At 41.6% G+C, this 23147-nt stretch carries 23 protein-coding genes and 1 pseudogene; all 24 read left to right on the top strand.

Going from position 1 to position 23147, the window contains the following annotated elements:
• Nucleotides 1–216 precede the first annotated feature (216 nt).
• Nucleotides 217–1149, top strand: a complete 933-nt coding sequence (gene spoIIIAA, locus ACJ9PY_RS17330) for a stage III sporulation protein AA (protein WP_057278798.1) — start codon at nt 217–219, stop codon at nt 1147–1149.
• Nucleotides 1142–1657, top strand: a complete 516-nt coding sequence (gene spoIIIAB / locus ACJ9PY_RS17325) for a stage III sporulation protein SpoIIIAB (RefSeq protein ID WP_034308322.1) — start codon at nt 1142–1144, stop codon at nt 1655–1657. Before spoIIIAA ends, spoIIIAB begins: the two co-directional genes overlap by 8 nt.
• Before the next feature lie 21 nt (nt 1658–1678).
• Nucleotides 1679–1882, top strand: coding sequence for a stage III sporulation protein AC (gene spoIIIAC, locus ACJ9PY_RS17320; RefSeq protein ID WP_034308319.1), 204 nt, complete (start codon nt 1679–1681; stop codon nt 1880–1882).
• A gap of 23 nt (nt 1883–1905) precedes the next feature.
• Complete coding sequence (gene spoIIIAD / locus ACJ9PY_RS17315; RefSeq protein ID WP_223255841.1) at nt 1906–2286, top strand: stage III sporulation protein AD; 381 nt, start codon at nt 1906–1908, stop codon at nt 2284–2286.
• A gap of 30 nt (nt 2287–2316) precedes the next feature.
• The gene (gene spoIIIAE / locus ACJ9PY_RS17310; RefSeq protein WP_411738632.1) at nt 2317–3525 is read left to right on the top strand and encodes a stage III sporulation protein AE; all 1209 of its coding nucleotides are present in this window, start codon (nt 2317–2319) and stop codon (nt 3523–3525) included.
• A 16-nt stretch (nt 3526–3541) separates the two neighbouring features.
• On the top strand, nt 3542–4150 hold the full coding sequence (gene spoIIIAF / locus ACJ9PY_RS17305; protein ID WP_034308312.1) for a stage III sporulation protein AF: 609 nt from the start codon (nt 3542–3544) through the stop codon (nt 4148–4150).
• A gap of 7 nt (nt 4151–4157) precedes the next feature.
• On the top strand, nt 4158–4829 hold the full coding sequence (gene spoIIIAG / locus ACJ9PY_RS17300) for a stage III sporulation protein AG (RefSeq protein ID WP_048681803.1): 672 nt from the start codon (nt 4158–4160) through the stop codon (nt 4827–4829).
• Nucleotides 4830–4843: 14 nt separating this feature from the next.
• On the top strand, nt 4844–5425 hold the full coding sequence (locus ACJ9PY_RS17295) for a SpoIIIAH-like family protein (protein WP_057278796.1): 582 nt from the start codon (nt 4844–4846) through the stop codon (nt 5423–5425).
• Nucleotides 5426–6047: 622 nt separating this feature from the next.
• Nucleotides 6048–6548: an acetyl-CoA carboxylase biotin carboxyl carrier protein gene (gene accB, locus ACJ9PY_RS17290; RefSeq protein WP_034308306.1), complete on the top strand. Its 501-nt coding sequence runs from the start codon at nt 6048–6050 to the stop codon at nt 6546–6548.
• 14 nt (nt 6549–6562) lie between these two features.
• Nucleotides 6563–7915, top strand: a complete 1353-nt coding sequence (gene accC / locus ACJ9PY_RS17285) for an acetyl-CoA carboxylase biotin carboxylase subunit (RefSeq protein WP_057278794.1) — start codon at nt 6563–6565, stop codon at nt 7913–7915.
• Nucleotides 7916–7952: 37 nt separating this feature from the next.
• Nucleotides 7953–8357, top strand: coding sequence for an Asp23/Gls24 family envelope stress response protein (locus tag ACJ9PY_RS17280; RefSeq protein ID WP_222620245.1), 405 nt, complete (start codon nt 7953–7955; stop codon nt 8355–8357).
• 450 nt (nt 8358–8807) lie between these two features.
• Complete coding sequence (gene nusB / locus ACJ9PY_RS17275; RefSeq protein WP_034308295.1) at nt 8808–9200, top strand: transcription antitermination factor NusB; 393 nt, start codon at nt 8808–8810, stop codon at nt 9198–9200.
• A 69-nt stretch (nt 9201–9269) separates the two neighbouring features.
• Complete coding sequence (gene folD, locus ACJ9PY_RS17270) at nt 9270–10145, top strand: bifunctional methylenetetrahydrofolate dehydrogenase/methenyltetrahydrofolate cyclohydrolase FolD (protein ID WP_106026875.1); 876 nt, start codon at nt 9270–9272, stop codon at nt 10143–10145.
• 139 nt (nt 10146–10284) lie between these two features.
• Entirely contained in the window at nt 10285–11637 is a 1353-nt protein-coding gene (xseA, locus tag ACJ9PY_RS17265; protein ID WP_336866499.1) for an exodeoxyribonuclease VII large subunit, read from the top strand.
• Nucleotides 11634–11867, top strand: a complete 234-nt coding sequence (gene xseB, locus ACJ9PY_RS17260) for an exodeoxyribonuclease VII small subunit (protein WP_411738631.1) — start codon at nt 11634–11636, stop codon at nt 11865–11867. The genes xseA and xseB overlap by 4 nt, the downstream gene beginning before the upstream one ends.
• Nucleotide 11868: 1 nt before the next feature.
• Entirely contained in the window at nt 11869–12762 is an 894-nt protein-coding gene (locus ACJ9PY_RS17255) for a polyprenyl synthetase family protein (protein WP_057278792.1), read from the top strand.
• A gap of 249 nt (nt 12763–13011) precedes the next feature.
• On the top strand, nt 13012–14904 hold the full coding sequence (dxs, locus tag ACJ9PY_RS17250) for a 1-deoxy-D-xylulose-5-phosphate synthase (protein WP_411738630.1): 1893 nt from the start codon (nt 13012–13014) through the stop codon (nt 14902–14904).
• A gap of 4 nt (nt 14905–14908) precedes the next feature.
• Nucleotides 14909–15736, top strand: coding sequence for a TlyA family RNA methyltransferase (locus ACJ9PY_RS17245; protein WP_411738629.1), 828 nt, complete (start codon nt 14909–14911; stop codon nt 15734–15736).
• A gap of 243 nt (nt 15737–15979) precedes the next feature.
• Nucleotides 15980–16429: a transcriptional regulator AhrC/ArgR gene (gene ahrC, locus ACJ9PY_RS17240; protein ID WP_034308279.1), complete on the top strand. Its 450-nt coding sequence runs from the start codon at nt 15980–15982 to the stop codon at nt 16427–16429.
• A gap of 22 nt (nt 16430–16451) precedes the next feature.
• Nucleotides 16452–18167 carry a DNA repair protein RecN gene (gene recN, locus ACJ9PY_RS17235; RefSeq protein WP_411738628.1) on the top strand — a complete coding sequence of 572 codons (1716 nt, stop codon included), beginning with the start codon at nt 16452–16454 and terminating at the stop codon, nt 18165–18167.
• A gap of 161 nt (nt 18168–18328) precedes the next feature.
• On the top strand, nt 18329–19621 hold the full coding sequence (spoIVB, locus tag ACJ9PY_RS17230; protein ID WP_063575695.1) for a SpoIVB peptidase: 1293 nt from the start codon (nt 18329–18331) through the stop codon (nt 19619–19621).
• 329 nt (nt 19622–19950) lie between these two features.
• Complete coding sequence (gene spo0A, locus ACJ9PY_RS17225; RefSeq protein ID WP_034308269.1) at nt 19951–20742, top strand: sporulation transcription factor Spo0A; 792 nt, start codon at nt 19951–19953, stop codon at nt 20740–20742.
• Between the two features lie 410 nt (nt 20743–21152).
• Nucleotides 21153–21887: a glycerophosphodiester phosphodiesterase gene (locus ACJ9PY_RS17220; protein WP_191928966.1), complete on the top strand. Its 735-nt coding sequence runs from the start codon at nt 21153–21155 to the stop codon at nt 21885–21887.
• A 267-nt stretch (nt 21888–22154) separates the two neighbouring features.
• Nucleotides 22155–23083: pseudogene (locus ACJ9PY_RS17215) on the top strand (transposase); the annotation flags it as partial.
• Nucleotides 23084–23147: the final 64 nt, after the last annotated feature.

The raw sequence follows: 23147 nt of genomic DNA, 5'->3' as shown, positions 1-23147 counted from the left end.
CGCTTGCGCCGAGGAGGCTTGGCAGACAGTCGGCGGAAAGGGAGCGGATTTCTGAAATCAACTAAGACTTAGACCGAGATTAATTTCTCGGTCTTTTTTAGATCCAGGAAGTTATAAAAAATCAATAAATGGTCCGTTTCTTTAATAGCCTGTCATCATTGCGTGCTTGTCGGCATATATTTTATTGAAAGTGGTGTATACAGGAGGATTGTCAAAATGGAAACGATTCTTTCTTTTTTACCGAAAAGTTTATACGAGCAACTCCGCGGTATGACACCGATGGTGATCGATAGGATGGAAGAACTGCGAATTCGGGTTGGCAGGCCGCTTGAGGTCATTGTAGGGGGGGAACCATACTTTTTTTCCTATGAAGTGACCCATTCGGATGCAGATCAATTATTGAATAATATAGGTCAATTTTCGTTATATACGCTTGAGGAAGAATTAAAGCGAGGATATATAACCATAGCGGGCGGACATCGGGTGGGGCTTGCTGGCAAGGTGATCCTGGAAAATGGTTCGGTCAAAGCGATCAGGGATATTTCCTCATTCAATATTCGGGTTGCACGTGAAAAAATAGGTGCAGCTGAACCTCTCACTTCATATTTATATGACGGGGAATGGCAGCATACCATGTTGATCGGTGCTCCGCAAACGGGAAAAACGACCATATTACGTGATATTGCAAGAATGATATCCAGTGGTAATGAAAAACTCGGCATTGCCCCTCAAAAGGTGGGGATAGTGGACGAGCGCTCAGAAATTGCCGGATGTGTGCATGGAGTGCCGCAGCTCGAATTCGGAACAAGGGTTGATGTGCTCGATGGATGTCCTAAAGCGGAAGGGATGATGATGATGATCCGTTCGATGTCCCCGGATGTATTGATCGTGGATGAAATAGGCAGGGAAGCGGATACGCAGGCTGTGCTGGAAGCCGTGAATGCAGGTATTAAACTCATGATAACCACGCATGGCCATACACTGGATGAAATCAAGAAGAGACCCATTATCGCTGAAATATTAAAGCAAAACATCTTTGAACGCTTTATTGAATTAAAAAGAAGTAAATCCGGTAGGAGGGGCTACAAAGTCCTTGATGCAGCAGGGGTTCCCATTTACTTGGGAGAAAGTGTGAACCCGCATGTTTAAGTTAATAGGAGCAGCGATAATTATTATAGCGACGACTTGGGCAGGTTTTGAAGCGGCGAAAAAATTAAGTATGAGGCCTCGTCAACTGAGACAGCTGAAAGTCGCCATGCAATCGCTTGAAGCTGAAATCATGTTCGGTCATACACCTTTGAAAGAAGCGGCTAGGAAACTTTCTAAACAGATGGCCAAACCTTTGTCCAGCTTTTTCGATACATTTGCAAATCGGCTCGAGTCAGGTGAAACCACCGTCAAAGAAGCATGGGATGATAGTTTGAAGAAAATATGGCAATCCCTTGCTTTAAAACAGGGAGAATTCGAGATTCTTTCACAGTTTGGGGAGACGCTTGGAAAAAGCGATAAATATCATCAGCAAAAGCAAATCATGCTAACAATGGCACATCTGGAACGGGAAGAAACCGATGCACTCGACCGCCAGGGGAAATATGAAAAAATGATGAAAAGTCTTGGTTTTTTATCAGGGCTATTATTGATCATCTTGCTGATGTAGGAATATGTGGGGGGAATGAAAATGGGCATTGACGTGGACATCATATTTAAAATAGCGGGTGTGGGGCTTGTAGTGGCATTTCTTCACACGATACTCGATCAGGTTGGGAAGAAGGAATATGCCCAGTGGGTGACACTTTTCGGATTTATCTATATTTTATTCATGGTTGCTTCTGTAGTAGAGGATTTATTTCAAAAAATTAAATCTGTATTTCTATTTCAGTAAGGGAGGGATTCGCGATTGAAATCATAAAAATCGTGGCCATTGCCCTAGTTGCCACCTTTTTGGCACTGATCGTCAAAGAGCAAAAACCAAATTTAGCATTTCTGCTTGTTGTTTTTGTAGGATGCTCCATTTTTCTTTTTTTAGCTGACAAGATATACGAAATCATTCTAATGTTAGAAAAAATTGCAGTTAATGCGAATGTAAATACCGTGTATCTAGAGACCATTTTAAAAATAATCGGAATTGCCTATATTGCAGAATTCGCTTCCCAAATTACAAAAGATGCAGGGCAAGGTTCGCTCGCTTCCAAAATAGAATTGAGCGGAAAAATCTTGATTCTTGCCATGGCGATTCCGATTTTGACCGTCATTATCGAAACGATTCTACAGATGCTCCCAAGTTAATGGATTACTCCTAGTCAATGAGGTGAATGTATGAAGCAGCGGATGCCTTACTTATCCATACTATTCGTTTTACTCTTTTTTTTGCATGCATCTATTGGACAAGCTGCCGAGAATCCAGAAAATGGTGAAGTTGATCAAGAGCCGATCATGCAGTCCGAACTGGTACAAGCCCAAATAGAAAGGCTGGGCGTCGATGAGCTCAAACAATATTGGGATGACATCGTTACGGAATATGGAGGATTCTTACCGGAAAGCCAGAAAGGGAGCTTCATGGATTTTGTAAGCGGCGATAAGAAATTTTCATTTGATGAATGGATAAAGGGAATCACAAAATTCATTTTTCATGAACTGCTCGTGAATGGAAAGCTGCTGGGGTCACTCATTTTATTAACCGTTTTCAGCATGTTCCTCCAGTCTTTGCAGAATGCGTTCGAGCAAAGCTCCGTAAGTAAGGTCGCTTATGCAATCGTTTATATGGTGCTGATCATTTTGGCACTTAACAGTTTTCATGTGGCGATTGAATATACAAAAGATACGATAGATTTGATGATTTCCTTTTTAATGGCGCTCATCCCTTTACTCTTGGCATTGATAGCTGCTTCAGGCGGACTTATATCGGCAGCCTTCTTTCATCCGGTATTGATGTTTTTGATGAATACAAGCGGCATCTTGATTCAGTTCGTCGTCCTTCCGTTATTATTCTTTGCAGCGATTTTAAGCATAGTTAGCACGTTGACCGAACATTACAAAGTGACACAGCTGGCACAACTTCTCCGTAATTTTGCCATCGGGATCCTTGGAGCATTCATGACCATATTCCTTGGTGTGATCTCCGTTCAGGGAGCATCCTCAGCTGTAGCTGACGGAGTGACGATCAGGACAGCCAAATTCGTGACAGGTAACTTTATACCGGTCATAGGGCGCATGTTTACCGATGCAACGGATACGGTCATTAGTGCCTCCGTCCTTTTGAAAAATACAGTGGGATTGTCAGGCGTCATCATTCTCTTGCTCATTACCACATTTCCCGCCATAAAAATCCTGATGATTTCTTTTGTCTATAAATTGGCAGCGAGTCTTTTGCAGCCGCTGGGCGGAGGACCTGTAATAAAATGCCTTGACATCATAAGTAAAAGCATGATTTATATTTTCGCCGCATTGGCCATTGTCTCACTCATGTTTTTTTTAAGTATCACGGTAATCATCGCCTCTGGAAACATTACCCTGATGGTTCGTTAGAAAGGAGGAGGACTTGGTGAGTTTTTTAGCTGGCTGGGTATCCAACATCATCATATTTGTACTGCTGGCTACTGTGATCGATATGCTTCTGCCGAATTCAGCTTTACAGAAGTATGCCAAAATGGTTATCGGGCTTTTACTGATTGCAATCATCATCACTCCTATATTGGGATTATTCAATAAGGATTTCGATGATATTCTCACTGCGGCCACTAGTGAATTTGAGGATCAGAAAAAAAAAGATTTAGGAAATTTGACAGAAATGAAGAAAAAAGAAATACAAGCTACCCAGGGTGCATATATTTTAAAACAAATGGCTGTTGACTTACAGGCAGAAGTGGAAGAGGAGCTGATGGCGGATTATAACATGAGGATTAGTTCAATTGATGTAGGGGTCAAGAATGAGGAAGAGCCGGGTGTTGATGATCTGCAGAACATAACCATCTCATTGGAAAAGGCAGAAGGGAAAGAAAACTCGGAGATAGAGGCAGTAGCGAAGGTTGATATCAATACAGATAGCCCATCCACTTCGAATGATGCCAATCTGGATGCTGTCAAAAGGTTTCTGGCAACAAGTTGGTCTGTTGATGAAGAGATCATTGAAATCGCCGGGGAAAGGAAGTGACTGAGTATTGAACAAAGACAAAGGTCCATTATCCTGGCTGCAAAAACTATTAAATAAAGACCCTGACCAAAAAGAGCCTAAGGAAAAAAAACCTTCCCTGTATGTCTATGCTCTAATCGTTGTCCTTTTGGGATCGGGAATCATGATGGCCGGGAATTTGTTAACCACCAACAAGACGGGACAAACATCTGAAGTGACGACTGTATTCAATAATGATAAACAGCAGGAAGAAGATGGGGATGTTGAAACATTCGGCCAGAAGAAATCAGAATTCAAGACTACAAAAGACTATGAAATATATCTACAGAATGAAATGAAGGAAGCGCTAGAATCCATCGCAGGCGTACAGGATGTGAAAGTCGTAATCTACGTCGATGCATCCGAGAAAAAAGTATATGAAAGAAATAAAGTCACCCAAAAACAAGTCACTGAAGAAACCGACCAGGAAGGCGGCAAAAGGACGGTCGAAGACACATCCGTTGATGAACAGCTAGTTTTGGTCAAGAGCGGTGAAAAAGAAGGACCGATCATTTCGGAAACGAAAAAACCTAGTGTACGAGGAGTCCTGGTAGTCGCAAAAGGGGCCGAAAACATTCAAATAAAGAAGTGGATCATCGAGGCTGTCACACGCTCACTTGATGTACCGAGTCACAGGGTTTCTGTCATGCCTAAAAAATAAGGGGGAAAATCTACATGTTATTAAAAAAACAAACCGTTTGGTTATTGACTATGCTAAGTCTGGTCGTTGTGCTTTCAGTCTATTATTTAACCGCTCCTGAAGAAAATGCCGCCGATATGACGGCAACAGAGCAAATGGAAAAGGAAGAAAATAAAACAGAGAACAAAGCAGAGACAAAAGGGGAAAACAAAAGTGAAAAAGAAACTTCCAAAAATACAGAAGGTTCCTCTGTAACCATTGCATCTGGAGATGAGTTCGAATCGTTAAGGATGCAGATTGAAGATGAACGGGCGAAGCTGAATGAAGAATTGACTGCAAAGATGGGCAACACAGAACTATCAGCTGAAGAAAGAGACGAGGCTTATGCAAAAATCGAACAATTAAGTGAAACGAAAGTGAAAGAAAATATCATCGAAAACTTAATTGTTGCCATGGATTACAATGCCGCACTGGTCCGGGTGGACGGAACGGATGTTAAGGTGAGTGTCAAGGCGGATAAACAAACGAAAACAGAGGCAAATAACATTATCCGCCTCGTAAGGAAAGAAGTGAGCGATGCACAAAATGTAGTGGTCGATTTCCAACCGGAAAAGTAAACACACATACAGAAAAAAGTGACTGATACAGAACAGTTCAACCTCATAAAAATTTGAAAGCCCCCTTAATAAAAAAATGGGAGGCTTTTTATTATGATTTTTTAAACTATCTCACAAACCTGGAAACTTTAGAGGAAAAGCTTTTTTATGTCGATTGGAATCAGGAACTCAAATAGAAATGGTGATAATGATCATCCGTAATATTCTAGAAAAGTAATTACAATGGATATTATGGCGGTTTTCCAGGAAAGAAATGCAAAATTAAAGAGCAAGCGTTAAGGTGCCCAAGTTGATATATATTCACAATATTATAATAAAGGTGTAAGATGGAAGTATGGATATTCGGTAACAATTAATCTATCATTGAATTTGTATAAGCTAATATTGTATGATGTTAGAAGCTGGTCATAAACTTTTCAATTTTCTTAGGGAAACAATATTTTGAGAAAGTGAAATATCTGTTATAATACAGATGGGGTTTGTAGTCAGTTTATTCGCATTCGCGTAAAGAAAGCGGCTACTTTGTGCAGTATTGGACAAAGTAGGATAAGCTAAGGGTAGGGTTACATAAAATATTATTGCCTCACAAACTCATATTAAATTAGACAAGGGGTGCCACAAAATGAAAGTGCAAGAAATTCGTGAAATTATTAAGTTAGTCGATCAATCAAATATCGGTGAATTCGTTTTCGAAAATGAAGGAACGAAAATTAAATTGAAAAAAACCGAAACGGGTACAGTATTACACCAAGCAGCAGTTGCTCCAGATGTTGTTCAAGCCAATGCAGCTGTAGAGGTCAAGCCCGCAGCGGCCCCTGCCCCTGAAGTACCGAAAGCTGTTGAACCTGCAAAACCGGCTGCAGCCGTCACTGAACAGGAAAATTTACATAAAATCACTTCCCCTATGGTAGGGACATTCTACCAATCTCCTGCACCGGATTCACCTGCATACGTAAAAGCAGGCGATAAAGTAACGGGGGATTCCATCGTCTGCATCGTGGAAGCCATGAAACTTTTCAATGAAATCGAAGCTGAAGTAAGCGGTGAAATCGTTGAAGTCCTTGTAAAAGAAGGTCAGCTTGTAGAATATGGTCAACCATTATTTTTAGTAAAGCCGGAATGAGGAGCTGTTTCTAAATGATCAAAAAGGTATTAATTGCCAATCGCGGGGAAATTGCTGTCCGTATCATCCGGGCATGCAAGGAGTTAGGAATCGAGACTGTTGCTGTCTATTCAGAAGCAGATAAAGAAGCATTACATGTTCAAATTGCTGATGAAGCATATTGCATCGGTCCTAAATTATCAAAAGACAGTTATTTAAATAAAACCAACATTATCAGCACTGCCAAGAAAACGGGATCCGATGCAATTCATCCGGGATATGGTTTCCTAGCTGAAAATGCCGACTTTGCCGAGCTATGCCGTGAATGCAATATCATTTTCATCGGTCCTAGCCCTGAAGCGATCAATAAAATGGGTACAAAGGACGTAGCAAGGGAAACCATGCGCAAAGCTGGTGTACCGATCGTGCCAGGTTCTAAAGGCATAATCAAAGATACGGATGAGGGTGTAGCACTAGCTAATGAAATGGGCTATCCAGTCATCATCAAAGCTACTGCAGGCGGAGGCGGTAAAGGTATCCGCGTCGCAAGGACGGAAGAAGATCTCATTAAGGGCATTAACATCACACAACAGGAAGCCGCGACGGCATTCGGGAATCCTGGCGTGTATATTGAAAAGTTCATCGAGGACTTCCGTCACGTTGAAATACAGGTCATGGCAGATAATCATGGCAACGCCATCCATTTAGGTGAGCGTGATTGTACGGTCCAACGACGTTTGCAAAAACTTGTTGAAGAAACCCCGTCACCGGCGTTGGATGGTGAAATACGTGCGGAAATGGGGCAGGCCGCTGTGACGGCTGCACTTGCCGTAAACTATTCAGGAGCCGGAACAGTAGAATTTATTTATGACTATGTGAATAGAAAATACTACTTTATGGAAATGAATACACGTATCCAGGTTGAACACCCAGTTACAGAAATGGTAACGGGCGTGGATTTGATTAAAGAACAGATTAAAGTTGCTTCAGGCAACAAACTATCGCTTTCGCAAGAGGATGTCACTTATAACGGATGGTCTATCGAATGCCGGATCAATGCCGAAAATCCAGAAAAGAATTTCATGCCTTCCGCAGGTAAGATTCAAATGTATTTACCTCCAGGCGGCTACGGAGTTCGTGTGGATTCTGCGGCATACCCTGGGTACTCGATACCGCCGTATTACGATTCCATGATCGCTAAATTGATTGTCCATGCACCGACTAGGGAAGAGGCAATCGAGAAGATGAAACGCGCCTTGGGTGAGTTTGTCATTGAAGGGATCAGTACCACAATTCCTTTCCATATTAAGTTACTTCAGCATGAACAATTTGTTTCCGGGGAATTTAATACCAAATTCCTTGAAATATATGATGTAATGAACTCATAATGTAAAGGAAGACAGGAGGTGCTTTTGAATGAGTGAAATGGAAGGCCAATTACTCGAAATGAATGATTATAATAGTGGGCTGGGCAAAGTTGAGATTGCGCCTGAGGTGATAGAGGTGATTGCGGGTATCGCTGCATCGGAAGTTGAAGGTGTTGCACATATGCGCGGGAATTTCGCTACGGGTGTTGTTGAAAAGCTTGGTAAAAAGAACCACGGTAAAGGTGTTAAAGTGGACTTAACGGGAGAATCCATCAAAGTCGAACTTTATTGTGTCATGAAGTTTGGTGTTTCAATTCCGAAAGTTGCTCAGGAAGTGCAAGATAACATTCGTGAAGCTTTGTTGAATATGACCGCTATCGACGCTGGCGAAGTGAACATTCATGTAGTGGGCATTGCGTTTGAAAACGCTAAACAAGAAGCGGATTACGAACAAGAAGTGTAAGTGGGCTTCATTCGATTCACACCAGCAAAAACCCGGCAAAAAGCCGGGTTTTTGTTTTTTTGAAAGTAAACTCCAAGATACCCGTTTTTGGAGCCTGCTTATAATATTAAATTTAAATGAACATAATAAGGCGGTGTCTGGAAATTTCCCTTTAATTCAAGGGTGATTTCTGTTAGAGTGTAAAAGGTGAAATATGAGCATGAAAGCTAGGCAAGAGCTTTTTGACACTTTCAAAAAGTATGGGACTGTGTTGGCCGTTTAAATGGAAAGTAATCTTGAGATGTAATCTTGAATCAAGATATTGAATATTTTGGCCTTTAATTTAGTGGGATTTAGCTTGTTTTTATAAAAAATATGGCGAGAATCTTAATATTTTTGAAAAAATGTTATTTAATGTTCGTTTGTTCTAGCATTTTCATATATAATAGTAGATGTAAAAGGAGTAAGATTATGAAAAGAAGAGAAGCCCGTGAAAAGTCCCTTCAAGCACTATATCAGATAGATATTGCCAACTCGAATGCAGAAGAAGCAATGGAAAGCGTACTGGATGGTGCTCCCACTGATAATTATTTCAAGAAATTAGTAATGGGGATAACGGAAAATCGTGAACAAATTGATGGAATGATCAGGGACAATTTAGAGAATTGGACGTTGGAAAGACTGGCGAACATTGATCGGAATTTACTGCGGATCGCGGTTTATGAAATGGTTCACAGTGAAGATGTTCCTGTAAGTGTTGCAATGAATGAAGCTATTGAAATTGCTAAGAAATTCGGTGATGATCAATCAAGCAGCTTTGTAAATGCCGTTTTATCCAAAGTGAAGGTGAAAAGCGGCAGCTAAAGCTGCAGCCTTGAACAAGGATTCTCTCAGCAATTTCTTTAGCAAAATTAACTTGGGAGGAATAAACACATGTCAGCTCAAATCATTAATGGTAAAGAAATTGCAGAGTCAGTTAGGCAGGAAATCAGTAAGGAAGTTCAACAGTTACGTGAAAAAAATGTCGTTCCGGGTTTAGCTGTAATCCTGGTGGGTGACAATCAAGCATCTCAAACTTATGTGCGCCATAAGCAAAAGGCCTGTGAGGACTTGGGTATGCATTCCGTACTAATTAAAAAGCCTGCGGATCTCTCTCAGGAGGAATTAATTCAGAGCATTGCTGAATTAAACCAGGATGACAGCATTCATGGTATATTGGTGCAGCTGCCCTTGCCTGGACATATTCAGGAAAAGGCGATTATTGAAGCGATTTCCCCTGAAAAGGATGTAGATGGATTCCACCCGATTAATATTGGGCGGATGATGACGGGACAAGATGCATTTTTACCTTGTACTCCGTACGGCGTCATGGTGATGCTTGAGTATATCGACTATGACCTTGAAGGTAAGCATGTTGTCATCGTAGGGAGAAGTAATATCGTCGGAAAACCAGCCGGACAATTGTTTTTAAACGCAAATGCAACCGTTACATACTGTCATTCACGGACAAAGGATCTTGCTTATTATACCAAGCAAGCCGATGTCGTTGTGGCAGCGGTCGGAAAGAGGGACACGATCACGAGTGACCATATTAAAGAAGGCGCAATCGTCATTGACGTCGGAATGAACAGGAATGATGAAGGGAAGCTTTGCGGTGATGTGGCGTTTGATGAAGTGAAAAATAAGGCTTCATACATTACACCTGTTCCTAAAGGCGTTGGTCCCATGACGATTACGATGCTTATGAAGAATACGGTCAAATCTGCTCAAAAAGCATTTGAATCAAACAAGCAAGCATTAAAAAGCTGAAAAAAACGTTAAATTATTTTAAAGAAGCGGACCTCTTGTTTTATAATAACGGGAGACCGCTTTTTTTCCATTCATGGATTTATGATAATCTATAGGTGAGTTTTCTTTATATCCGATTTCCATCGGAAGGAGACATTATATGAGCAACCAACAATATTTGAGTGTGTCGGCTTTAACGAAGTACATCAAAAGGAAGTTCGATGCCGACCCCCATTTGCAAAATGTATACATAAAAGGTGAAATTTCAAATTTTAAACAACATACAAGCGGACATATGTATTTTACTTTAAAGGATGAGAAGGCACGACTTCTCTCCGTCATGTTTGCCGCCAATAATAAAGGGATGAAATTCCTTCCTGAAAATGGCATGAAGGTACTTGTTAAGGGTGATATATCATTATATGAAGCTGGAGGACAGTATCAGCTTTATGTGAAAAGCATGGCCCCTGATGGTGTGGGGGATTTATATCTTGCTTATGAACAGCTGAAGAAAAAGCTGGAGGGAGCAGGCTTGTTTTTGGCCGAACACAAGAAGCCGATCCCGCAGTACCCTAAGTCTGTAGGGGTCATAACTTCACCGACCGGAGCTGCATTAAGAGATATTCTGATAACCATCAAGCGGAGATATCCGATCGCCAGGATCATCGTTTATCCAGCTCTTGTACAAGGGAATAATGCCGCTAAATCGATTGCCAAGGCAATTTCCATGGCGAACGCAAGGGCGGAAAGCGATGTTCTCATTGTCGGAAGGGGCGGCGGGTCGATCGAGGAACTATGGGCCTTTAATGAGGAGATAGTGGCTGAATCTATATATGATTCCGATATACCTGTAATTTCTGCTGTCGGTCACGAAACCGACTTTACGATTGCTGATTTTGTCGCCGATATGCGTGCTCCTACACCGACTGGTGCAGCAGAGTTAGCGGTTCCTCACTTGAATGAAATACTCGAACGCCTGATGAACCGCAAGAATCGATTGACCCGCTCCATTCAAGAAGCAGTGAATTTTGAACGAACCCGTTTGACCAGGATGGAGAGGTCTTATGCCTTCCGTTACCCACATAAAATGTACGAACAGAAGCTGGAACAACTAGACAAGACGATGGACAGGCTAGGGAGGACCAGCACGCGATATTTCATGAAAAAGAGAGATGAGCTGAATCAGCTGAACGATATTTTGAAAAAGCAGCATCCTGAACAAGCGGTGAAAAATGCGAAAGATGAACTGCAGCAGCATGCAAAGGTTTTACGGAGGGCCATGGAAGCCATCTATCGGCATAAATCTCAGCAGTTCGTCCATATTACAGCCACTTTATCTGCTCTCAGTCCACTAAAAATCATGGAACGGGGCTATGGATTGGTTTTTGCTGAGGATGAGACATTAGTAAAAAGTACACAGCAAGTATCAAAAGGGGATAAGATAGCGGTTTCGATAAAAGATGGAACTCTTGAATGTGAAATTAAAGAAATTAAGGAGCGGATTGAATCATGACAAAAAAACAGGAAGCTACATTTGAAGAAGCGATGGAGAATCTTGAAAAAATTGTAGAGCAGTTGGAAGAAGGCGATGTGCCCTTGGAAGAAGCCATTTTGATATATAAACAAGGGATGGATTTATCAAGGCTTTGCCATTCAAAGCTTAAGGCTGTTGAAGATCAGTTGACTCAAATTTTACGCGAAGATGGGGAACTTGAAAACTTTGCTGTACAGGAGGAAGAATGACATGGGTACGGCGTCCTTTGAAATGTTTTCAAATGAATATAAGGCAATTATAGAACGGGAAATCGTCGAATATGTCAATAAACTTAAAGCCCCGGCAGTAGTCAAAGAAGCCATGATCTATTCACTGCAGGCAGGGGGTAAACGGATTCGCCCATTATTGGTCTTTGCGGTTTTGGAGGCCTTTGGAAAAAGCTTGAGGATAGGGATTCCTGCAGCGGCTGCCATAGAAATGATTCATACATATTCTTTGATTCATGATGACCTTCCGGCAATGGATGATGATGATCTCCGCCGCGGAAAACCGACGAATCATAAAGTGTTCGGTGAAGCGGTGGCCATACTGGCAGGTGATGCACTTCTTACTTATAGCTTTCAATTGGTGACGGATATGACCAATCCCGAGGTCACGGCTGAAATGAAGCTGAACCTTGTAAGTGAAATTGCGAAGTCCGCCGGAGCCGAAGGAATGGTTGGGGGGCAAGTTGCCGATATGGAAGGTGAGAATAAACAGCTGACCCTTCAGGAATTGGAGTATATACATGAACATAAAACAGGGAAGTTATTGACTGCAAGCATCCTTTCCGGTGCTATATTAGCAGGGGCGAGTGAAGAACAGCAACTGCATTTACGTGACTTTGCATACCACCTGGGGCTAGCTTTTCAAATTCGCGATGATATTCTGGATATTGAAGGGTCAGTCGAGTTGATCGGCAAGCCGGTTGGCAGTGATGTGGGGAATCATAAAAGTACATATCCTTCTTTACTAACCCTTCAAGGGGCAAAGCAAAAGTTGGAACATCATATAGAACTTGCCCATGCCGCTTTAGGAAAAACAACCTTACAAACGGGTTTGTTGAATGAACTAACTGATTTAATTGCGAACCGTAATCATTGATTGTGGCTAAATTTGTTATCAATTGAGGTTTTGTGGTATACTCATTGTGCAAAAATATGTGAAAATCAAAATGAATTTTTTAATTGAGATACGTGATAAAATAGGTATAATAAGCCGCCGAAATCACCTGGGTGTTGGCGGCTATTTTTTAACTTAAAACCAATTTTTCGGTCAAGTCTTCCATAGCCCTCTTTCATGAGGCTTTGTTTATGCTAATCACCGAAAATGACAGAAAGTGAGTGGTCCTGTTTGGATCTTCTATCTATAAAAGACCCTTCTTTTTTGAAGAAGATGAATAATGAAGAACTTGTCGAGTTAAGTGTGGAAGTACGGAAATTCCTTGTGGAAAAATTATCGGTGACCGGTGGGCACATTGGTCCCAATTTAGGTGTCGTCGAGTTGACTATAGCCTTGCATAAAGAATTCAACAGTCCGAATGATAAAATTTTATGGGATGTCGGACATCAATCCTATGTCCATAAAATCCTGACTGGCAGAGCAGGAGAGTTCGACACCTTAAAGAAATATAAAGGTCTTTGCGGTTTTCCTAAAATGATTGAAAGCCCCCATGATGTTTGGGAAACCGGTCACAGTTCGACTTCCCTTTCAGCTGCAATGGGGATGGCGGCTGCCCGTGATATCAAAGGGGAAAACAGCTTTATTTTGCCTGTAATCGGAGACGGTGCCCTAACAGGGGGGATGGCGCTTGAAGCGTTGAATCATATCGGTGATGAAAAAAAGGACATGATCGTTATCCTGAATGATAATGAAATGTCCATAGCCCCCAATGTAGGTGCCTTACACACGATATTGGGAAGATTGCGGACAGCAGGTAAATATAACTGGGCAAAAGATGAATTGGAGCTGCTTTTGAAAAAAATTCCTGCAGTCGGTGGTAAACTTGCGGCTACAGCTGAACGTTTGAAGGATAGCATGAAATATTTATTGGTATCAGGAATCTTTTTCGAAGAACTCGGATTCACTTATCTTGGACCAGTAGATGGACATAATTATGAAGAATTGCTTGAGAATTTAAGATATGCCAAGAAAACGAAGGGACCGGTCCTGCTGCATGTCATCACGAAAAAAGGCAAGGGATATTCTCCTGCCGAGTTGGACACAACCGGGAACTGGCATGGGACTGGCCCATATAAGATCGAGACAGGTGATTTCGTGAAATCCCCTAGTAAGGGTCCTGCTTGGAGCGCTCTCGTAAGCGATACTGTCAGCAGGCTAGCCCGTGACGATGAGCGGATTGTCGCGATTACACCTGCAATGCCCGTAGGTTCGAAATTGGTGGGCTTCTCTCAAGAGTTCCCAGAGCGTTTTTATGATGTAGGGATTGCCGAGCAGCATGCTGCAACTTTTGCAGCCGGATTGGCAACGCAAAAAATGAAACCATTCCTGGCTATATATTCAACCTTCCTGCAAAGGGCTTATGACCAGGTGGTGCATGATATTTGCCGTCAAAATTTGAACGTATTCATAGGAATCGATCGTGCCGGATTGGTTGGTTCCGATGGTGAAACGCATCAAGGCGTTTTCGACATTGCTTTCTTGCGCCACGTACCGAATATGGTGCTGATGATGCCGAAAGATGAAAACGAAGGCCAGCATATGGTCAATACGGCCTTAAAATATAATGATGGTCCGATTGCCATGCGTTTCCCTCGTGGGAATGGTTGGGGAGTAGAGATGGATGCTGAATTACAGCAGATTCCGATCGGTTCGTGGGAAGTTCTTAAAGAAGGAACGGATGCTGCCATCTTAACTTTCGGCACAACGATTCCCATGGCTCTTGAAGCGGCAGAACTGCTCGAGAAAGAGGATTATTCAGTGAAGGTGGTCAATGCCCGGTTCATTAAGCCTTTGGATGAGAACATGCTAAGCAGTCTCCTTGGTGAAAAAATGCCAATCCTGACAATAGAAGAAGCGGTTCTTCAAGGTGGTTTTGGTAGTTCTGTTCTTGAATATGCTCATGATCAAGGATTTTATGGGGCAATTATAGATCGAATGGGGATACCTGATTATTTCATTGAACATGGAAGCGTCGATGAACTTCTTGAAGAAATCGGTCTGACGACTGATACAGCCATCAAAAAGATTAAAATGATAACACCCAAAAAAGAAAAAAGGGCCTGAAAATATGAAAGTGATGAAAGAAAGAGTGGATGTATTACTTGTAGAACAAGGCTTGGCCGATACACGTGAAAAAGCGAAGCGTATGGTTATGGCAGGCCTTGTCTACGCGAATGAAGAGAGATACGAAAAACCGGGGGAAAAAGTGCCGGTCGATCTAGAATTCACGATCAAAGGAAAAGTCATGCCTTACGTTTCAAGAGGCGGTCTTAAACTTGAGAAGGCATTAAGGGAATTCGATTTACAAGTGAATGGAAAAATACTGCTTGATATCGGATCATCAACTGGCGGGTTTACGGATTGTGCTTTGCAAAATGGCGCCATAATGTCTTATGCGCTTGATGTCGGCTATAATCAACTTGCCTGGAAGCTTAGGCAAGATGAGCGGGTAAAAGTAATGGAAAGAACCAATTTCCGTTATGTTACACCCGCCGATTTCGACGGGGAGATGCCAAACTTCGCAAGCATTGATGTTTCCTTCATCTCGCTTACGTTAATTTTACCGGTACTAAAGACCTTGCTCGTCCCGAATAGTGATGTCGTTGCCTTGGTTAAACCGCAATTCGAAGCCGGGAAGGATCAAGTGGGTAAAAAGGGGATTGTTCGTGATCCCAAAATCCATAAACAAGTGTTGGATAAGATCATTTCTTTTTCTTTAAAGGAAGGCTATGATATTAAGGATGCCTCCTTCTCACCGATTACCGGCGGTGATGGAAATATTGAATTCTTACTTCACTTACACTGGCAAGGGCCGAAGGAAGATGGAGCATTATTGCTTTCGAAAACGGTTGATGACATCGTTGGAGAGGCCCATGCCCAATTTAAAAAAGAATAGCTAGAACTTTGTATGGCTCCTTTGGCTGAATGGTTGGCTAAAGGAGCTTTTTGACTATGCATTGTCGTCATGGAATTGAATCATTTATGAGTGGATACATAAAATAGGTAAGTGCAAAAATTAGACTTGTATTCATTTTAGAGAAAAAAGTTGTACAATTGCATAAAAATCCGATAACATTAATATTGAAAGTGATACCATTACCATTAAATGAGCAACAGTTGAGAAGAGGTGCTTCTACTTATGAATAAAGGACAACGACATATAAAAATAAGGGACATTATAACGAATAATGATATCGAAACACAGGATGAGTTAGTTGAAGAATTGAAATTAGCTGGATACAATGTAACTCAAGCCACCGTTTCAAGGGATATTAAAGAGCTTCACCTTGTAAAAGTTCCTTTAACGGATGGAAGGTATAAATACAGTCTGCCGGCCGACCAACGTTTCAATCCACTTCAAAAATTAAAGAGAATCCTTGTCGATGCCTTTGTACGCATTGACTCAGCCAACAATTTGCTGGTTATGAAAATGCTCCCGGGTAATGCCCAGGCCATCTGTGCATTGATTGATAATTTAAATTGGCAAGAAATACTCGGGACGATCGGCGGCGACGATACATGTTTAATTATCTGCCGTTCCGAGGAAGATGCAAAGATCATTTCCGGCAAATTCTTGGACATGCTCTAATAATGTTGTGAGGTGATCTAGTTTGTTAACAGAACTATCGATTAGGAATTTTGCGATCATAGACAGCCTGTCCGTTTCATTTGAGAAAGGCTTGACGGTCTTGACAGGAGAAACAGGGGCAGGGAAGTCAATCATAATAGATGCCGTTCATCTCTTGGTTGGGGGACGTGGTTCTGCAGAGTTCATTCGGCATGGTGAGTCGAAGGCTGAAATAGAAGGATTATTCCAAATTGAAGATGAAAAACACCCGGTCTTTGCCAAAGCGGAAGAGTTTGGCCTGGATATGAATGATGGGATGGCGATACTTCGAAGGGATATCTCACAAAGCGGTAAAAGCGTTTGCAGGGTAAATGGGAAGCTGGTGACGATTTCCACTTTACGTGAGATAGGGCGAACATTGATAGACATCCATGGTCAGCATGAACATCAGGAATTAATGGATGAACGACTCCATCTTCCGCTGCTCGATCAATTCGGCGGTGAAAAAATCGCATCTGCACTCACTGAATACCAAAAGCTATATAAACGATATGAAACCGCTTCTAAACAATTGAATGGTTTGAGCCAAAATGAACAGCAAATGGTCCACCGCCTTGATTTGATCCAGTTTCAATTCGATGAAATCCAAAAAGCTGATTTGAAATTACGCGAAGATGAAGAATTGATGGAAGAACGGAAGAAAATTAATAATTTCGAAAAAATCCATGAAGCGCTGCAAACCAGTTATAATGCTTTAAATGGTGAGCAGCATGCAATTGATTGGCTTTCCGTAGCCATGAATAATTTGGAGGAAGCGGCAGGGCTTGATGAAGGTTTAAAGCACAGCTCTGAAACCGTTTCAAATAGCTACTTCCTGCTCGAAGAGGCTGTGTCAAACATCCGGGACCAATTGGACTCTTTGGATTATGATACAGAACGTGTGGAATTCATTGAAAGTCGACTTAATGAAATAAATCAATTAAAGCGTAAATACGGACGGACCATCGAGGAAATCCTGGAATATGGGGCCGCAATTGAAGAAGAAGTCGAAAAGCTGCAAAATAGGGAAACCCATATCGCGAAGCTTGAAAAGGAAATGAAATCCATCAAGGCAGATCTTATCGTCGAAGCAAAGAATCTGTCTGAACTTCGCCAGAAATTCGCTCAGCAGCTAACCAAAAAGATTCATCAGGAATTAAAGGATCTATATATGGAAAAAACAATTTTTGAACCTCATTTCCTTCAGACAGCCTATACTTTCGATGAATTGTCAGATAGGGGCATTAATCAGTCAGGGCTGGATTCAATGGAATTTTATATTTCCACCAATCCAGGTGAACCGTTAAAACCTCTTTCTAAAATCGCATCTGGTGGAGAACTGTCGAGGATCATGCTGGCTTTGAAAAGCATTTTCTCCAAGCATCAAGGCATAACATCCATTATATTTGATGAAGTGGATACAGGTGTGAGCGGACGGGTTGCACAATCCATTGCCGAAAAGATCTATAAAGTGGCAACTGGATCACAAGTATTGTGCATATCCCATTTGCCACAGGTGGCAGCCATGGCGGATACTCACCTTTTCATAGCGAAAAATGTCAGGGCTGGACGCACGCATACCTCGGTCAAGCCGCTAATGGAAACTGAAAAAATAAAAGAAATTGGCAGGATGATTTCGGGAGTAGAGATTACGGACTTGACGAAACAACATGCCAATGAATTAATCCAGCTGGCCAAAAGGCTGAAGATTACATCTTGATGGGCCTGTAAGAAGATTATTTAAACTTATCATAAGCATTCATTGTAAAGCTATCCAAAAACGGATAGCTTTTATTTTTTGCACCTGTTATAAATGACTGTCATGAGGGCTAAATTAAAGGTGTAGCCATAAAGTTTCAGAGAGCGAGGAGAGTGAATGGATTGAAATTTATATGGATAAACAGGATCATCGGTGGAATTCTCCTTGTTTCGCTATTAACATTAGGGTTATACCAGCCATCTCGTGAATATTTTTTAATTCCAAATCATCTTGTACTATTTGAAGGAAGTCAATATAGTATTTCCAAATCATTGCCTGTTTCTGCAAAAACTTCGGGATCCAGTGATGGAATTTCACTTCATGATGAACAAGCTTCGATTACGCTTGGTGCCGAGAAACCAGGTACGAATGAAGTGTTACTCGATGTAGCAGGCTTGCCTGCCAAAAAGGTCGACATCAGGGTGTTAAAAGACTTTAGGGTCATGCCTGGAGGCCAATCCATTGGAGTGAAGCTTAATACTCTTGGGGTGCTCGTAGTAGGTCATCATCTTATTGATACGGCGCAGGGGAAAAAATCACCGGGAGAAAAAGCGAAAATTGAAATCGGTGATATTATTACAGAAATCAATGGTCAGACGATAAAGAAGATGGGGGATGTAACCCCTTTTGTTCAGCAGGCAGGTGAAAAGGGTGAGGCGTTGAAAATTGTCATTAACCGTGATAATAAAGTGCTTCATAGTACCTTATTCCCGCTAAAAGATAAGAATGAAGGAACTTACAAATTGGGTTTGTATATCCGTGATTCGGCAGCTGGCATCGGAACGATGACGTTTTATCACCCGGATTCAAAAAAATATGGGGCGTTGGGACATGTCATATCCGATATGGATACAAAAAAGCCGATTGTTGTTAAGGACGGACAGATCGTTCAATCGACGGTCACTTCCATCGAAAAAGGAAGCAATGGTGATCCGGGAGAAAAATTGGCACGCTTTTCTTCCAATAAAGAAAAAATAGGAAATATCAATCGTAATAGTCCCTTTGGCATTTTTGGGAAATTAAATCAAGACTTTAAAAATGGAATTAACGACAAACCACTCCCCATCACCCTTTCCCATGAGGTAAAGGAAGGGCCAGCAAAAATCCTTACAGTGGTGAATGGTTCTGAAGTGGAGGAATTCGATGTCGAAATCGTCAGTTCCATCCCACAGAAGTTTCCTGCAATCAAAGGAATGGTCTTAAAAGTGACGGATAAAGAATTGCTTCAAAAAACGGGTGGGATCGTTCAAGGTATGAGCGGCAGTCCTATCATTCAAAATGGGAAATTAATCGGTGCAGTCACCCATGTATTCGTTAATGATCCTACAAGTGGGTATGGAGTCCATATCGAATGGATGTTAAACGAAGCCGGTATAAATATATACGACAAAGATAATTATGAAAAGGCAAGCTAAGAATCCGGGTATCCTTTTGGATGCCCCTTTTTAATGGAAAATTATGATTAGCATAGGTTTAGGTCGGAATTAATTTTGATTTCTTCAAAAAATAGAGGTTTTTTTGGAACGATGTGATAAAATGAAAACGATATGAAGATTTTTCGACAAACGGTTTATTCCAATAGCAAACGAAGTCGAAAACAAGAGATATCCGGAGAATAATATTGAATTCCTTATATTTTTTCAAAAATAAAAGGAATTTAGTTTCCATTGTCGAAAAGTTCAATTACAATAGAATTTAGTCATATAGAAAAAAAGACCAATTGTAGTTGAGGAGGAAATCAAGCGTGAAAAAAATTAAGGTGTGCGTTGTAGATGATAATAGAGAACTTGTTGGCCTTCTGGAAGAATACATTTCTGCACAGGAAGACATGGAAGTGATTGGGGTGGCACATAACGGTCAAGATTGCCTGGGTATGCTAGAAAGCGTTGATCCGGATATTTTGATCCTCGATATTATCATGCCTCATTTAGATGGGTTAGGTGTACTTGAGAAACTTCGTGAAGTAAAACGGGGTGCCATGCCTAATGTGATAATGCTTACTGCCTTTGGTCAAGAAGATGTTACGAAAAAAGCAGTTGATTTGGGTGCGTCTTATTTCATCCTGAAACCATTTGATATGGAAAATCTGGCCAATCACATCCGTCAGGTAAGCGGTAAAGGGCAGGCGGTTTTAAAAAATCATAGTCAATTTAGCTATCGTCCCCAAAATGAATCCAAACCGAAGAACCTTGATGCAAGCATCACAAGCATCATTCACGAGATTGGAGTGCCTGCACATATTAAGGGCTATTTGTATTTAAGGGAAGCCATATCCATGGTATATAATGATATAGAATTATTGGGTTCCATCACAAAAGTTTTATATCCGGATATCGCAAAAAAATACAATACTACGGCCAGCCGAGTTGAACGTGCTATCCGGCATGCGATTGAAGTGGCCTGGAGCCGTGGAAATATAGAATCCATATCATCTCTTTTCGGCTATACCGTAAGCATGACAAAGGCAAAACCTACAAATTCCGAATTCATTGCCATGGTTGCCGATAAGCTGCGCCTCGAACATAAAGCTTCTTGACAGGGGTAGGGTAATACCGGTTGTTAAGACTCAGGGTAACTATTGACCTTATAAAGGCTAGAGCCGCTAAATATAAATAGGAACTCTCCGTCTGGAGGTAAAGGACAGGAAGAAGTTGCTTCGTGATTTTTTCTAATCGGCAACTTCAAATCTTTTTACGCCGGTTAAAAAAATTAAACGCCTTTTATTTATTGGATTTTGCAGCAAATCCCATAAATAAAAGGCGTTTTTGTTTGGTTTAAAAAGCGGCACATAGTAAAAGGGAATGGAGTGATTTGAGGAAAGGAACCTTCTATGCAGAAAATAATCACCTGCGTTTTGATTGTAGAATTGATCTAGATGAAAATAATTTGCTGTTTCTGTTCATAAAATCGGTGTATAACAATTTTTGAGAGAGGCGGCGTTTCATCATGACCTTAATCTTTGCACATCGAGGCTCTGCAGGAACTCATCCGGAAAATACGATGTCGGCGTTCAAGGAAGCTGCCCGTGTCGGTGCGGACGGAATTGAAACGGATGTCCAGCTCTCGAAAGATGGAGAAGTGGTCATCATCCACGATGAAAAGCTCGATCGGACCACGAATGCCTCGGGGTATGTAAAAGACCGGACATTAAAGGAGTTGAAAACCCTTAATGCTTCCGCAACCCATAAGGGTAATTTTGGTGAAGAAAAGATCCCCACGCTTGAAGAACTGTTTATTTGGCTTAATGATAATCAGCTTTTTTGCAATATTGAATTGAAAAATACGGTTTTTCTGTATCCAGGCTTGGAAGAGAAAGTCATCCGGCTCATCCGTACCTACGAAATGGAGGAAAGGATAATCCTTTCTTCTTTCAATCATTACAGTTTGGTCAATTGTCATCGATTGGCACCAGAATTGGAAACGGCACCGCTATATAGGGATGGCCTATACATGCCGTGGATATATGCCAAGGCAATAGGCGGAAGTGCAATTCACCCAAATATCCGTGCTGCCCCTGATGCACTCATTCAATCATCGGTTAGTATGGGTGTTCCTGTAAGGCCCTATACCATTAATGAAGAAACCGAGATGAAGCGGTTATTCAAATTGGGGTGCAGCGGCATCATAACCGATTTCCCCAAAGCAGCGGTACGGATAAGAGAAGAATTGAAGTCAAGATAAAGAAAGAAGGTGCCATACAAGGCACCTTCTCAGACTATAGACAAACTCGATGAAAATCGAGTTTGTCTATTTGGACGTTGATTTCCACTCCAGGCACTCGCTTTCCGCGGGCGGTCGTGGAGCCTCCTCGGCTTTCGCCTGCGGGGTCTCCCCTAGACGCGCTTTTCCCGCAGGAGTCTCGTACCTTCCGTTCCAATCAACTTTGTCTTACCTTTTAGATGGAACAACTTTTGCATATTAATGACAGCTGCTAATAAAAAGTTAATAAGTGCTGAACACGTTTTCGTGGATTCCATACATGTGAAAGCCAGTGCGAATAAACGGAAATAAGAAAATCGTTCGTAAAGAAACACGAGCGTATCAAGGACGTCTTCAAGAAGAAATCAATCAAGATCGTGAAAACCATGGAAAAAAGCCTTTTCCACTAGATAAATTTGATAAAGAAGAGACCAAAGAGATTAAAGAAAGTACAACGGATTCTGAGAGTGGCTACTATGTGAAAGATGAACGAACAAAACAGTTTGCCTATTCATTCCACGCGGCCGCAGACCGCAACGGTTTTGTATTGGGAACGATTGTAACACCTGGAAATATACATGACAGTCAGATCTTAGAGCCACTAGTTGAACAAGTGATTGAGAAAGTTGGAAAAGCGGAAGCCGTTGCCGCAGATGCAGCTTATAAAACACCAGCGATTACAAGCTACCTATTTAACAAAGAAATCATACCGGCTTTACCTTATACACGTCCTCGCACCAAAGAAGGATTTTTCCGCAAACAGGACTATGTATCCGATGAACATTTTGATTGTTACCTTTGACCTTCGGGCGAAACTTTAAAGTACTCAACAACAAATAAAGAGGGCTATCGCGAGTACAAATCGCCAAAACAAATTTGTACAACATGCTCATTTTTATCTCGGTGTACAGAAAGCAAAGACTGTCAAAAAGTGGTGACAAGGCATATCTGGCAAACACGTGTGGAAGAAGCAGATCATCTGCGTCACCATCAAGATGTAAAACCTATATGTGCAAAACGTAAAGAAACGATTGAGCGTGTATTCGCAGATGCAAAAGAAAAGCATGGTATGCGTTGGACTACTTTAAGGGGACTTGATGCAGGCGATGCTTACTTTCGCTGCCATTAATTTAAAGAAGATGGCCAATTGGACATGGCGAGGTCCAAAAATGGCCTAACATGTGGGCTCGTAGAGCCCCAATCTCTTAACTTTAGGCGAAAATTTAAAGGGAATTTCAAAAG

It is taken from the genome of Peribacillus sp. S4, from assembly GCF_046715815.1.
In the GTDB taxonomy this organism is placed as follows: domain Bacteria; phylum Bacillota; class Bacilli; order Bacillales; family DSM-1321; genus Peribacillus; species Peribacillus frigoritolerans.
This window is presented reverse-complemented; position numbering and strand designations above follow the sequence as displayed.